Source organism: Clavibacter sp. GW821-FHT01D01 (assembly GCF_059422605.1).
In genome coordinates this window covers 63,652-77,074 of the sequence record NZ_JBWKXC010000002.1, presented here as the reverse complement: position 1 = coordinate 77,074, position 13,423 = coordinate 63,652, and the positions used below count along the sequence as shown (strand labels likewise).

Sequence of the window (13,423 nt, the reverse complement as noted above, 5' to 3'; positions counted from 1 at the left end):
GATGTCGGACTCCGGGAGCGCGCATGCGCCCCCGTGGGCTTGGATGTCCCCGTCGGCGATCTCGTCGATGCCGGACGCTCCCGCCGACCGGCGGTGCAGCGCCACTGGCCTCAGCGCCCCAGCGCCTCCTCCAGCGCGTGCCAGGCGAGCAGCGCGCACGTGCCGCGCAGCGGGTAGCGGCCCGAGTCCGCCAGCGCGAAGGCGTCGCCGAGCCGGTCCTCGGCGCCGGGCCGGAGCTCGTGGGCGCGGATGAGGGCGCGCAGCTCGACGACGAGCGCCGCGGCCTCCGCGGCCGTGCGCCCCGCGACCAGTTCCGCGAGCATCGACGCGGACGCCTGGGAGACCGTGCAGCCACGGCCGTGCCAGCGGACGGCGATGCGGTCGGCGGCGTCGACCACGCCGTCCGCGCCGTCGCGCGGGTGCGCCGGATCCGCCGCGAGCACCCGCAGGTCCACCACGTCCCCGCACGTCGCGTTCCGCTGCTCGGACGCGCCGAGCACGACGCCCGTCGAGGGGATCCCCGCACCCGGCTCGGCGACGAGCCGCCCCGGCGCCGACTCCGCCCGCAGCGCCGCATCGCTCCCGACGCGGCGCCGCGCGTGGTCGGCGATGAGCGCCGAGGCGACCTGCCGGTCGAGCGTCATCGCCCGACCGCGTACCCCTGCGCCCCGCGCGGGTTCGCGGCGGCCCCGAGGAGTCCCGTGGCCGGATCGCGCGTGACGGCGGACAGCCGGCCGAGCGCCCAGTCCCCGACGACCTCGACCTCGTGCCCGCGGGCGCGGAGCTCGGCGATCACGTCGGCGCCCACCCGGCCCTCGACGACCAGGCCGCCGGGCGTCCACGTGCGCGGCCAGAACGAGCCCGGCACGCTCGTCGTGTGGAACGTCGGCGCGTCCACCGCCGCCTGCGGGGAGAAGCCGCCGACGATCGTCCGCAGCAGGTACGGCAGCTGCCACTGGTCCTGCTGGTCGCCGCCGGGCGAGCCGAGCGCCTCCACGGGCTCGCCGTCGCGCGTGAGGAGCGTGGGCGTGAGCGTCGTCCGCGGGCGCCGTCCCGGCACGAGCGACGACGGCCCGCCCGGCTCGAGCCACGTCATCTGCAGGCGCGTGCCGAGGCAGAACCCGAGCGACGGGATGAACGGCGACGACTGCAGCCATCCGCCCGAGGGCGTGGCGGAGATCATGTTGCCCCAGCGGTCGACGATGTCGAGGTGGCAGGTGTCGCCGCGGGTCTCGCCGGTGCGCGAGACGGTGGGCTCGCCCGTGCCACCGGCGGAGACGGGCGCGTCGCCCTCCACCAGGAGCGGCGGCAGGAACGGCTCCACGCCCGCGACGCGCCCCGGCCGGAGCTCGTGCGACGCCGTGTCCGCGATGAGCGCCCTGCGCTCGTCCGCGTACTCGGCCGACAGCAGCACGTCGAGCGGCGCGCCGCCCGGCACGGCGTCGCCGTAGTAGGCCTCCCGGTCGGCGAGCGCGAGCTTCTGAGCCTCGATGATGCGGTGGATCCCCGCGGCCGTCGCCGGGTCGATCTCGTCGTCCGCGAACCCGTCGAGGATCCGCAGCGCCTGCAGCAGCGCGGGCCCCTGTCCCCAGGCGTCCGTCTTCCAGACGCGGACGCCGCGGAACTCGACGGACACGGGGTCCTCCCACGACGCGCGCGCCGCGGCGAGGTCGTCGGCCGTGAGGAGTCCGGAGTGGTCCGTGCCCGTGGAGTGCCGGTGCGGCGCCCGGACGCTCGCCACCATCTCCTCCGCGACGAAGCCCTCGGCCCAGACGGCGCGGGCGGCGCGGATGCGGTCCGCGCGTCCGCCGTCAGGACCCGCCGCGGTCGACGCCTCGGCGAGGATCCGCTCCATCGCGGCCGCCCACGCGGGGTTCCGCACCAGCGTGTCCGCCACGGGCGCCTCGCCCCCCGGCATCCAGAACTCCGCGGACGCCGCCCAGTGGTCGCGGAACAGGTCGGCCACGCCGGCGATGGTGCGCCCCACGCGCTCGAGCACCGGGTGCCCGTCGCGGGCGTACCCGATGGCGAAGGCCCAGACGTCGGCGAGCTCCCACGTGCCGTGGTCCTCGAGGAGCAGGAGCCACGCGTCGACCGCGGCGGGCACGGCCGCGGCGAGCGCGCCGGCGCCGGGGACGCGGTCGAGGCCCTCGGCGCGGAAGCGCTCGGGCGTCGCGGCGGTGGGCGCGGACCCCTGGCCCATGAGCAGCCGTGGCGCGTCCCGGCCGGCGACGTGCACGACGGCGGTCATGTCGCCGCCCGGGCCGTTGAGGTGCGGCTCGACGACGTGGAGCACGAAGGCCGCGGCGACCGCGGCGTCGAAGGCGTTGCCGCCGCGCTCGAGCACGGCCTGGCCGGTGCCGGACGCCAGCCAGTGGGTCGAGGCGCTCATGCCGAAGGTGCCGCGGAGCGTGGGTCGGGTGGTGAAGGCGTCGGGAGCGCGGAACGTCACAGGGGGTCCTTCCGGTGGGATCCCTCCAGTCGACCACACCGATTCCGCTCCCCGCGGGAATGCGCCCGGCCGCGCGCGGCGTTGACCGGACGACCCGGGAGGCCCATGACTGACACCACTGGCGTCGGATTCCGATCCGAGCGCGGCCCGATCCTCATCGCCCTGATGATGACGACGGGCCTCGTGGCCATCGACGCGACCATCCTCGCCACGGCGGTGCCGTCGATCGTGGACGACCTCGGGGGCTTCGCCTCGTTCCCGTGGCTGTTCTCGATCTACCTGCTCGCGCAGGCCGTGTCGGTGCCCCTCTACGCGAAGCTCAGCGACACGGTGGGCCGGAAGCCGATCATCCTCATCGGCATCGGCCTGTTCCTGCTCGGCTCCGTCCTGTGCGGCCTCGCCTGGAGCATGCCCGCGCTCATCGCCTTCCGCGCCGTGCAGGGACTCGGCGCGGGCGCGGTGCAGCCCATGGCGATCACGATCGCCGGCGACATCTACACGGTCGCGGAGCGCGCGAGGACGCAGGGGTACCTGGCGAGCGTGTGGGCGGTGTCGAGCGTCGTCGGGCCGACCCTCGGCGGCGTGTTCTCCGAGTTCACGAGCTGGCGCTGGATCTTCCTCGTCAACGTGCCGCTGTGCCTCGTGGCCGGCTGGATGATCGTCCGCCGCTTCCACGAGTCCATCGAGCGCACGCGGCACCGCGTCGACTACGCGGGCGCCGCGCTCCTCACGGTCGGCCTCAGCCTCCTCATCCTCGCGGTGCTCGAGGGCGGCCAGGCGTGGGCGTGGGACTCCCTGCCGAGCATCGGCGCCTTCGCGGTCGGCGCGGTGCTGATCGTCGCGTTCCTCCTCGTGGAGCGCCGGGCGGCGGAGCCCGTGCTCCCGCTGTGGGTGTTCTCGCGGCGCCTGCTGCTGACGACCACGCTCGTCTCGCTCGGCGTCGGCGCCATCCTCATCGGCCTCACCTCCTACGTGCCCACGTACCTGGAGGGCTCGCTCGGGGTGACGCCGCTCGTCTCGGGCCTCACGCTCGCCGCGCTCACCATCGGCTGGCCCATCTCCGCCTCCCTCTCCGGCCGCCTCTACCTCCGCATCGGGTTCCGCCGCACCGTGCTCATCGGCATGGCGCTGACGATCGCGGGCACCGGGTCCATCGCCCTGCTGGCGGGCACGCCGACCCTGGCGGGCATCGCCGCGGGCTGCTTCGTCGTGGGCCTGGGGCTCGGCCTCGTCGCGACGCCGAGCCTCATCGGCGCGCAGTCGAGCGTGGGCTGGGGCGAGCGCGGCGTCGTCACGGGCGCGAACCTGTTCGCGCGCTCCATCGGCAGCGCGGTCGGCGTCGCCGTGTTCGGGGCCATCGCGAACGCGATCTTCGCCGCCTCGTCCGGCGGGCAGCGCGATCCGGACGCCGTCATCTCCGCGTCGGGCGCGGTCTTCCTCGCGGTCGGCGTCTGCGCGCTCGCGACCGTCGTCGCGGGCCTGCTGATGCCGGAGTCGCGCGTCGAGGACACCGAGATCGCGCGACCCGCGCCCGTCGTCGACTGACGGGGAGCCCGCGATTCGCGGGAATGCCGACCGCACGCCTAGGGTTGACCTAGATGCATACGTTCGCATGGATAGGGAAGCAGGGCAGCATGGCGCAGGAGATCGAGCTCGGACTGGACACGTTCGGGGACGTCACGGTCGGACCCGACGGACGCGAGCTGCCGTACGCGGAGGTGATCCGGAACGTCGTCGCCGAGGGCGTGCTGGCCGACCAGGTCGGCGTGGACTTCATCGGCCTCGGCGAGCACCACCGCGACGACTACGCGATCTCCGCCCCCGAGGTGGCCCTCGCCGCCATCGCGGCGCGGACGGAGCGCATCCGCCTCGGATCCGCCGTCACCGTCCTCAGCTCCGACGACCCCGTGCGGGTCTTCCAGCGCTTCGCCACGCTCGACGCCGTCTCGGAGGGACGGGCCGAGGTCATCCTCGGGCGCGGCTCCTTCACGGAGTCCTTCCCGCTGTTCGGCTACGAGCTGAGCGACTACGAGCGCCTCTTCGAGGAGAAGCTGGGCCTGTTCGCCGAGCTCGTGAAGGAGTCGCCCGTCACCTGGAGCGGCAGCACCCGCGCGCCCCTCACCGACCACGACGTCTTCCCGAAGACCGCGGCCGGGCACCTCAAGACGTGGATCGGCGTCGGCGGCAGCCCCGAGTCCGTCGTGCGCGCCGCGCGCCACGGCATGCCGCTCATGCTCGCCATCATCGGCGGCGAGCCGCACCGCTTCGCGCCGTACGCCGACCTCTTCGCGCGCGCTCTCGACCAGCTGGAGCAGCCGCGCCTGCCCGTCGGGATCCACTCCCCCGGCTACGTCGGCGAGACCGACGCCGAGGCCCGCGAGGCGTTCTTCCCCGACTACCAGGTCATGCACGCGCGCATCGGCAAGGACCGCGGCTGGCCGCCGCTGGCCCGCGCGTCCTACGAGCAGGAGATCGAGCACGGCTCGCTGTACGTCGGATCCGCCGAGACGGTCGCCCGCAAGATCGCCGCGACGCTGAAGGCCGTCGGCGCCACGCGCTTCGACCTCAAGTACAGCGCCGGACCCTTCTCGCACGAGCGGATGATGGGCGGGATCGAGCGCTACGGCACGGTCGTGGCGCCCATGGTGCGCGACATCCTGGCCTGATCCGCCGAGCCGCTGCGGGGCCGTCTGCGCGTTCGCGATGCAGGCGACCCCGTGCGCGGGTTATCCTGCGATCGTCCCCGGACCAGGGGCATCGCGAGGGACGGGACGGGTGGCGATGACCGGCGCTCCGCCTTCCGCCCGACCCGGCCCCGACGACGCCGGGCGCGACGCCGAGCCGCGTCGGCTCCCCGCCGAGTCCCGGGCGCTCTCCGCCGGGCCGCTCGCCTCGCTCCGGTCGGCGACGATCGGGCTGCTGCAGTACCGCGTCCTGTACCGGGAGATGCGCCGCGCGACCTTCCCCCGCGACTCCCCCACCGGCTCGCAGCCCGGCCCCGACCCCTACGGCCTGGCCGTGGTCGGGGAGGGGACGGCGGTCGGCTACCAGACCGTGTCGCACGACCTCGGCGTCGCCGGTCAGGTCGCGCACAAGCTCGCGGTGCGCACCGGCCGCGGCGTCTTCTGGTCGGTGCAGGCCTTCCCCGACTTCACCGTGCGCTCGTGGCGTGCCGGCATCGACGCGTTCCCGGCGTGGGCGAGCACCGACGTCGCGGTCCTCGCGCTCGGCATCGGCGACTCCATCCGGTTCACGCCCACGCCCCTCTGGGAGTCGCTGCTCGAGGCGTGCATCGTCGAGGTGCGGAGCCGGATGCCCGCGGGAGGCCGGGTGCTGGTCATCGAGGTGCCGCCGCTCGAGATCTCCCCGGTGACGCCCCCGCCCATCGCCGGCGCCGTCGGGCGCCACGCGGACGCGCTCAACCGCACCACGCGCCGGGTCGTCGCCCGCCACGACGGCGTCGACAGCGTCCCGTTCCCGTCCTGGCGCATCCCCGACTTCATGGCGCCGAACCCCGAGGACACCCTGTACGGGCGGGTCTACCGGGCCTGGGCGGAGCTCGTCGTCGACCGGATCGCGCCGGCGTCGTGACCGAGCCCGACCCGGGCTCGCCCGACCTCCGCGCCGGGTGGACCGCGGACGCAATCCGCGCCGCCGAGGCCCCGCTCCTCGCGGCCGGCGCGCAGCTCATGCGCGTCGCCGCCGCGGGCCTCGCCCGCCAGTGCCGCGAGCTCGCCCCGACCGGACCCGTGCTGGTGCTCGTCGGGGCGGGGAACAACGGCGGCGACGCGCTCCTGGCCGCCGCGGAGCTCGCCCGCGAGGGCCGTGAGGTGCGCGTCATCCGCACGGCGTCGCGCCTCCACGAGGCCGGCGCCGCGCGGGCAGCCGCCGCCGGGATCGCCCTCACGCCGTCCGAGGAGCTCGACGACGCCGCCATCCGCGGCCTCGGGCGCCGCGCGTCGCTCGTCATCGACGGGATCCTCGGGATCGGCACCACCGCGAGCCCCGCGCTCCGCGGCGAGGCCCGGCGCGTCGTCGGGGCCCTCCTGAGCGTCGTGCGCGCGGCCGACGGCCCGCGGGTCATCGCGTGCGACATCCCGAGCGGCACGGGCGCGGACGACGGCGCCGTGCCGGATACGACCGTGCTGCCCGCAGACGTCACCGTCACCTTCGGCGCGGGCAAGGCCGGCCTCCTGCGCGAGCCGGCGCGCGGACTCGCGGGGCGCGTGGTGCTGGTCGACGTGGGGCTCGACGTCGCCCGGCTCGGTCCGCCGGCGGTCGCCGCTCGCGCCTGACGGCATCTACCCAGGTGGGGGAACCGCTCGCTACCCTGAGCCCGTGTCCACCGTCCTGACCCGCACGCTGCGCCTCGTCGCCGCGCGCTGGCCGGCGCTCCTCGCCTGGTACCTCGCGGGCTGGCTCGGGCACTACCTGCTCATCCAGCTCGCCGCGGAGCTCGGCGCCCGGAGCGCGCTGGCGGGGCTCCTGGTGCTCCCGCTCGCGATCCTCGCGCGGCTCGGCGCCTTCATCGCGATGTTCCTCGTGCTGCGGGACGAGCTGCCCGCCTTCGCGGGCGCTGCCGCCGCCGGTCGGGACGCCGTGGACCGCGGCCCGCTGCTGCGGCGCGGACAGCGAACGGCCGACCTCCTGCTCGTGAGCATCCTCCCGTTCTTCGCGTTCTACGCCTCCTGGAAGCTGCTCGCCGACGACACCGTCCAGTACGCCACGACGGCGCTCCGTCGCATCGACTACTTCGAGGAACTGCCCGAGGGCGGCCGCGTCCTCGACGTCGCCCTCGACGCACGCACCGTCGCGGTCGTCGTGCTCGCCTTCACCGGGCGGTTCCTGCTGAAGCGCTACGCCGAGCGGCTGCCGCGTTGGACGGCCCTCGTCGCGGTGTACCTCGAGTCGGTCTGGGTCTACCTGACGCTGTTCCTCCTCACGCAGTACCAGGAGCGGGCGCGGGAGTGGATCGACACCCGCGCCGCGAGCGCGTGGGCCGCCGACGTGCGCGCGGGGCTCACCGGGTACCTGGAGCCGCTCGCCGTGCTGTGGGACGGGTTCGGCTGGGTGGTCGGCCAGGTGGGCGACGTGGTCCTCCTCCCCATCGCGTGGCTGACGCTCGCGGGCGTCGTCTACGGGCGCGCGCTCGCGCAGGCGGCGGCCCGGCGGCGCGCGGCGGATCCGCGGCGGGCCCTCGACCGCGGCTACCTGCGCGTGGCCGACCGGGTGCGGGCGCTCCCGGGCGGGGTCCGCCGCCGCGCGGCCGAGGTGGGCGAGGACCTCCTCAGCCGCTGGCGCCCGCTGGTCGACGCGGTGCGCCTGATCTGGCGCGCGGGCGTCCTGTCCATGGGCGTCTTCGTGCTCGCGTACGCCGTGGTGGAGGCGGGATCGTCGTGGCTGCTGCTCGGCGCCGTCCGGGCCATCGGGCCGCACGACCTGGTGACGTGGTGGATGAACGTCGACGACCTGCTGGGGTTCGGCGTCGACGTGGTGCTGGAGCCGCTGCGCATCTGCCTGATCGCGGCGGCGTACGACCTGTGCCTCCGCCGCCTCGAGGAGCGGCGCACGGCGGCGGGCGAGCCGCCCGTGGCCCGGGAGGCCGAGGACCCCCGGCCGGTCACAGCGTGACGCGGAGGTAGCGCGGCAGCTGGTCGACGGTCTGCACCGCGAGCCGGAGGTCGGCGTCCTCGCCCGCGTCGACCGGCACGAGGAACCCCACAGCGGCCTCGTACCGGCCGAGCCGCGTGGAGTCGCAGCCCGTCGTCGTGGGGTCGTCGAAGTCGAGGCCGAGGTAGCTGGAGGACGCGGGCTCCCAGGTGCGGGCCGAACGGTCGCCGTCCGCCTCGTCCAGCATCAGGGTGCATCCCTCGGACGCCCAGTCCACGATCGCGTGCGGGATGACGGTCATGCGCACGACGACGAGGTCGGTGCCCACCGGGAGCTCCCGTTCGACGCCCGGGTCGCTCGACCAGCGGATCCGGTCGGCGCCGTCCACGCGCCACGTGGTGGTCCCGAAGTCCGTGTCCGCGCCGACCGCCACGTCGACGGGCTCCACCGGCCGGCCCTCGCGGAACCCGCCCCACTCGTTCTGGAAGACGATGCCGACGGTGAGGGGCGCGAGCACCAGGGTCGCGACGAGGGCGACGCGGTTCCTCCGCCACCAGCCCGTCATCGTCGGCCCTCGACGGGCTCGTCCGTGGTCACGGCGTCCGCGACGGACAGGCGGGACAGGTCGACGGGGATCACGAGGAGCGAGTCCGTGCGGGCGTCGTCGGTCGCCGCGAGCCGGACCACCGCGTCGGCCGTTCCCTCCGACGGCACGGCGTCGCGCGGCACCTCGAACATGAGCGGCCCGTGCACCGGGATGCCGACGGCCAGCGGGCGATCCGCGACCGTGGCGAGGCCCGGCCGGGTGGAGGCGCTGTACACGTCCTCCCCCAGCACGAGCTCCGCGGTGCGGCGGCCCGCCGCGTACTCCGTCACGACGGCCTCCGCGGTCACGTCGACCACGACCCACACGCCGGTCGTCTCCCCCACCCAGCCGTTCGACGCGGTCACGCTGCGCGCCGCGCGGACGTCCTCGACGGTCGCGGCGACGTTGCGGCCCCGCACCTCCTCGCCCGCGCGGCCGTGCACCTCGATGGGCGCCTGCCACTCGGACTGCGTGGGCGCCGTCCGCAGGATGAGGGACGCCGTCGCGATCACCGCGGCGAGCGCGGCCGCCGTGCCGATCCGGCGGAGGGCCTCGCGGCGCGCGGGCGTCACCCGTCCGCCCCCGCGCCGACGTCCTCGAACGGGACGGTGGCCCGCGCCTGCACGAACGGCTCCTCGAAGCGCTCGCCGTAGGTCACGAACCCCTCGGCACGGTAGGTCTTGTCGTACACGTCGACCGGCAGGTCGGCTCCCGCCTCGGCCTGCACGGCGTCGCCGTCGACCTCCCAGACGAACGCGAGCTCCATGGGCACGTGCGGCTGCAGCTCGGGGCGGGAGGTGCCGTCGGCGAGGAGGAGGACGGCGACCGGATCCGTCTCCTCGTCGATGCCGGCGATGCCGACGGGGCGCAGGTTGTCGGCGGCGCCGGTGCCCGAGGCGGTCGAGACGGGGCCGTCCCAGACGTCCTCCACCGTCGCGACCACGGCGAGGAGCCGCCGCCCGTCCTCCGGCTCGAGGCCCGCCTCCGGCAGCGCGTCGATGAGCCGGGCGCGCTCCACGGCGATCCGGAGCTGGGCGCCCGTGACCGCGTCGCCGGCGCCGAGCGACGGCAGCGCCTCGACGGGCGCGTCGTCGAGGCCGCCGAACGCGGCGGAGGCCGCGAGGACCACGAGGGTGGAGCCCGTCACGAGCCAGCGGGTCGGCACCCGGTCGGACAGCCGGACGGCCCGCGCCCGCCAGGCCGCGGGATCGCGCGGGGCACGGCGACGGCCGGCACGGCGGCCGGCGGCGCGGCGGGGTGCGGTCGGCTCCGTCGTCGGCGTGTCGCGTTCGGTCACGCCGTCAGGCTAGTGTCCGGCCGCCGGGACGGCCAGGTCCGGGCGACGCCCGGACCCTGCGGGGCGTCAGGCCGGCGTCACGTCGATGAGCACCTTGCCGGTCACGCCGTCCTCGACCGCCTGGTGCGCGTCGGCGGTCCGCTCCAACGGGAAGCGGTGCAGCGGCAGGCCCGCCTCCTCGCCGACGGGCAGGGCGCCGTCGATGAGCGCCAGGTGGATGTCGGCGCGGGCGGCGTCGAGCGCCTCCTGGCCGACCGTGTACAGCAGCAGGAACTGGTAGCGGAGGTTCTTCACGAAGCTGTCGACCACGGGCAGCGTGACGGTGTCGCCGCCGTTGTTCGCGTACACCGCGACGGACGCGCGGTTCCGGGCCACGCGCTGGTTCAGCCCGGCGTTCTGCGCGGGGGCGACCTCGACGACGAGGTCGACGCCGTCGGGCGCGATCTCGAGGATCGCCGTGGCCGCGTCGGTCGCGCGGTAGTCGACGACGTGCTGCGCGCCGGCGGCCGTGGCGAGGGCGCCCTTCTCCGGGGAGCTGACCGTGGTGATCACGGTGGCACCCGCCCAGCGCGCCAGCTGGATGGCGGCGTGGCCGACCGCGCCCGCGCCGCCCGCGACGAGGACGTGCCGTCCGGCGAGGGCGCCCGGGGCGAGGCGCGACGGCCCGTCCTCGGCGACGGTGAGCGCGCGGTGCGCGGTGACGGCGGGCACGCCGAGGCTCGCGCCGAGGTCGAAGGACAGGCCGTCCGGCAGGGGCGCGACGCGGTCCACCGGGAGCACCGTGCTCTCCTGCGCCGTGCCGGTGGGGCGGCCGTGCGCGGCCAGCATGATCCAGACGCGGTCGCCCACGGCGAGGTCGGTCACGTCGGGGCCGACGGCGTCGATGACGCCCGCGCCGTCCTGGTTGGGGACGACCTCGGGGAACGGCAGCTCCTGGCCGGGCGACCCGCCGTCGCGGGACTTCCAGTCGGTGGGGTTCACGCCGGACACGACGACGCGGACGCGCACCTCGCCGGGGCCGAGGGCGGCCTCGTCGCGGTCGACGGGCTGCAGGACGTCGGGGGCACCGGTGCGGGTGTAGGTGATCGCTCTCATGCCACCATCCAACGCCCGGCACCCGCGCGGTGTTCCTGCCGTCAGCCGCCGAGCGTGTCGTGCGTGAGCCGGCCGCCGAGGAGGGTGGCCGACACGCGCATCGCGCGGAGGTCGTCCGCGGTGGTGGACGGCGTGAGCGGATCCGCCTCCACGACCGCGATGTCGGCCCGCTCCCCCGGCGCCACGCGCGTGCGGACGGACGCGTCGAGCGCCGCGGCGCGGTCGATGGACTGCTCCGGGTGCCACGGCGCCCGGCCGTCGCGCGACCGGCCGACGGCGGCGGACATGGTGGCCCACGGGTCCAGCGGCGCGACGGGGGCGTCGGAGCCGAGCACGAGGCGGGTGCCCGCGGCGCGCAGGTCGGCGAGGGGGAACGCGCGGCCCGTGCGGCCGGCCCAGTAGACGTCGGCGACGTCGCGGTCGTCCATGGCGTGCTCCGGCTGCACGCTCGCGACCACCCCGAGCGCCGCGAAGCGCGCCACGTCCTCGCGGGTGAGGAGCTGCGCGTGCTCGATGGACCCGGCGAGGCCCAGGGCGTCGCGGTGCGTCCCGCGCATGACCTCGTCGAGGTGCGCGAACGCGTCGAGGGCGAGCCGGTTCGCGTGGTCGCCGATGGCGTGGATCGCGGGCCGGAGCCCCTGGCGCGCGGCGCGCACCATGATCCCCCGCAGCTCGTCCGGCGGCACCGAGAGGGTGCCGCACGCGCCGCCGTGCGCCGCGCCGCCCTGGCCGTCGAGGTCGGGGTACGGGTCGAAGCAGTACGCGGTGCGGGTGTTGAGCGACCCGTCGGTGACGACCTTCGCGGGGCCGACGCGCACGAGGCCCCCGGTGCCCGGGAGGAGGTCGCCCGTGCGGAGCCCCTCGTCGCGGGCGCGGTCGAGGTGCTGCGGCCAGACGCCGAACTCGACGCGGAGGGCGTCGTGGCCGAGGGCGGCGAGGCGGCGCCAGCGGTCCTGGTTCTCGTCGATCTCGAGGTCGACCACGCCGACCACGCCGCGGCGGGCGGCGTCGCGCGCGACCTGCACGGCGCGCGCGTCGAGCGACGACGCGTCGCCCTCCTCCACGCGGTACATGAAGTCGAAGCAGTCGTCCTCGCGCAGGAGGCCCGTGGGGTGGTCGCCGTAGCCGTGCGGACCGAGCGCCGCCGAGCTCGCCCAGCAGCAGTGCAGGTCGCCGCTGACGAGGAGCACGGGGGTGTCGCCCGCGACGGCGTCGAGGAGCTCCTTCGTGGGGAGGTCGGGCCAGAGGCCGTCGCGGAAGCCGTAGCCGACGAGCGCCTCGGGCGCGCCCGCGGTCGCGACCGCGCCGCCCGCGCCGGACGCCGCGTCGCGGGCGGCGAGGGCGTCCCGGACGAGCGCGACGGCCTCCGCGGCGGAGGCGACGCGGGACAGGTCGAGCCGCCGCGACACCTTCGTCCATTGGGTGAAGTGCACGTGCGCGTCCCACAGGCCCGGGATCACGAAGCGGCCGTCGAGGGCGCGCGTCTCCACGCCCGGGGCGTCGGCGGATCCGGCGGGGACGACCGCGGCGATCACGCCGTCGCGCACGAGCACGTCGACGGGCGCGTCGGATCCGGGCAGGCGCCCGCCCGCCAGGAGCAGCGCGGTCACTCGGCGGTCCCGGACGCTCCGGCGGTCCCGGGCACGTCGCCGGCGTCGTCGGCCCGGGCGGCCGCGCGCCGCATCTCCGCGGCGAGCGCCGGGTTCGGGTACTCCGCGCCGTGCTCCAGCTCGTGGAGCACGCGCTCGACCACGTGGGCGGGCTTGTTCTGGCTGAGCTTCGCCTTCGCGACGACGCGCGTGGCGACGAGGCGGAGGCCCACGGTCCCGGCGCTGATGCGGGCGGCGTAGGCGGCGTCCGGAGCCGTCCCCCCGATCCGGCGCGGCGCGGGCATGCGGTCCTCGAAGTGGTCCACGAGCGCGCCGAGCACGCGCAGGTTCTCCTCCGCGGAGAGGATCTCGACGCGGCAGGTGAGGTGCGCGCTGATGTGGTTCCAGGTGGGCACGGCCGGGTCGGCGTCGTACCAGCCGGGCGACACGTAGCCGTGCGGGCCCTGGACGATCACCAGCACCTCGGCCTCGACTCCCGAGCGCTCGCCGAGCTCGTGGATCCGCTCGTCGGGACGGCCCACGTGGGTGAGGAGCGTGAGGTCGTCGCGCGCGGGATCCAGCAGCACCGGGTAGTGCGAGGCGACGAGGCCCGCACCCGTGCCGCTGACGATCGTGGCCCACGGGTTCTCCGCGACGAGGCGGCGGATCTCGGCCACGTCCTCGAGCGCGAACGACGGGTTCTCCCTCACCGGGCGGCCCGCCGCGGCTCGAGGGCGGACGGTGGGGCGAGGCGCATGACGGGATGCTACCGGCCGCCGGCCGGGTGGGAGACC

Annotated in this window: 13 protein-coding genes; 5 read left to right on the top strand and 8 right to left on the bottom strand. The window is 75.9% G+C overall.

Annotated elements, in window-relative coordinates; genetic code table 11:
- Positions 1-110: 110 nt before the first annotated feature.
- The gene (locus tag AC07VC_RS04080) at positions 111-644 is read right to left on the bottom strand and encodes an iron-sulfur cluster assembly scaffold protein (protein ID WP_494676066.1); all 534 of its coding nucleotides are present in this window, start codon (positions 642-644) and stop codon (positions 111-113) included.
- A complete protein-coding gene (locus AC07VC_RS04075; protein WP_494676067.1) occupies positions 641-2,452 on the bottom strand; it encodes a gamma-glutamyltransferase family protein in 1,812 nt (603 codons plus the stop codon). The genes AC07VC_RS04080 and AC07VC_RS04075 overlap by 4 nt, the downstream gene beginning before the upstream one ends.
- A 105-nt stretch (positions 2,453-2,557) precedes the next feature.
- Here AC07VC_RS04075 and AC07VC_RS04070 point away from each other — a divergent pair, with 105 nt between their 5' ends.
- The 5 genes from AC07VC_RS04070 (at position 2,558) to AC07VC_RS04050 (ending at position 8,083) form a co-directional block, all read left to right on the top strand.
- Complete coding sequence (locus tag AC07VC_RS04070) at positions 2,558-3,997, top strand: MFS transporter (RefSeq protein ID WP_494676068.1); 1,440 nt, start codon at positions 2,558-2,560, stop codon at positions 3,995-3,997.
- Positions 3,998-4,086: 89 nt separating this feature from the next.
- A complete protein-coding gene (locus tag AC07VC_RS04065) occupies positions 4,087-5,118 on the top strand; it encodes an LLM class flavin-dependent oxidoreductase (protein WP_494676574.1) in 1,032 nt (343 codons plus the stop codon).
- 115 nt (positions 5,119-5,233) lie between these two features.
- On the top strand, positions 5,234-6,043 hold the full coding sequence (locus tag AC07VC_RS04060) for an SGNH/GDSL hydrolase family protein (RefSeq protein WP_494676069.1): 810 nt from the start codon (positions 5,234-5,236) through the stop codon (positions 6,041-6,043).
- On the top strand, positions 6,040-6,747 hold the full coding sequence (locus AC07VC_RS04055; RefSeq protein ID WP_494676070.1) for an NAD(P)H-hydrate epimerase: 708 nt from the start codon (positions 6,040-6,042) through the stop codon (positions 6,745-6,747). Before AC07VC_RS04060 ends, AC07VC_RS04055 begins: the two co-directional genes overlap by 4 nt.
- 43 nt (positions 6,748-6,790) lie before the next feature.
- Positions 6,791-8,083 (top strand): hypothetical protein, encoded by a 1,293-nt coding sequence (locus tag AC07VC_RS04050; RefSeq protein WP_494676071.1) that lies wholly within the window; start codon positions 6,791-6,793, stop codon positions 8,081-8,083.
- Here AC07VC_RS04050 and AC07VC_RS04045 read toward each other — a convergent pair.
- From AC07VC_RS04045 to AC07VC_RS04020, 6 genes are all read right to left on the bottom strand, one after another.
- Positions 8,073-8,627, bottom strand: a complete 555-nt coding sequence (locus tag AC07VC_RS04045; RefSeq protein ID WP_494676072.1) for a hypothetical protein — start codon at positions 8,625-8,627, stop codon at positions 8,073-8,075. The genes AC07VC_RS04050 and AC07VC_RS04045 overlap by 11 nt on opposite strands.
- The gene (locus tag AC07VC_RS04040) at positions 8,624-9,220 is read right to left on the bottom strand and encodes a hypothetical protein (RefSeq protein ID WP_494676073.1); all 597 of its coding nucleotides are present in this window, start codon (positions 9,218-9,220) and stop codon (positions 8,624-8,626) included. The genes AC07VC_RS04045 and AC07VC_RS04040 overlap by 4 nt, the downstream gene beginning before the upstream one ends.
- Positions 9,217-9,945, bottom strand: a complete 729-nt coding sequence (locus AC07VC_RS04035; RefSeq protein ID WP_494676074.1) for a hypothetical protein — start codon at positions 9,943-9,945, stop codon at positions 9,217-9,219. Before AC07VC_RS04035 ends, AC07VC_RS04040 begins: the two co-directional genes overlap by 4 nt.
- Before the next feature lie 66 nt (positions 9,946-10,011).
- Positions 10,012-11,040: an NADPH:quinone reductase gene (locus AC07VC_RS04030; protein WP_494676075.1), complete on the bottom strand. Its 1,029-nt coding sequence runs from the start codon at positions 11,038-11,040 to the stop codon at positions 10,012-10,014.
- A gap of 41 nt (positions 11,041-11,081) precedes the next feature.
- On the bottom strand, positions 11,082-12,650 hold the full coding sequence (locus tag AC07VC_RS04025) for an amidohydrolase (protein ID WP_494676076.1): 1,569 nt from the start codon (positions 12,648-12,650) through the stop codon (positions 11,082-11,084).
- Entirely contained in the window at positions 12,647-13,339 is a 693-nt protein-coding gene (locus tag AC07VC_RS04020; protein WP_494676077.1) for an FMN-binding negative transcriptional regulator, read from the bottom strand. Before AC07VC_RS04020 ends, AC07VC_RS04025 begins: the two co-directional genes overlap by 4 nt.
- Positions 13,340-13,423: the final 84 nt, after the last annotated feature.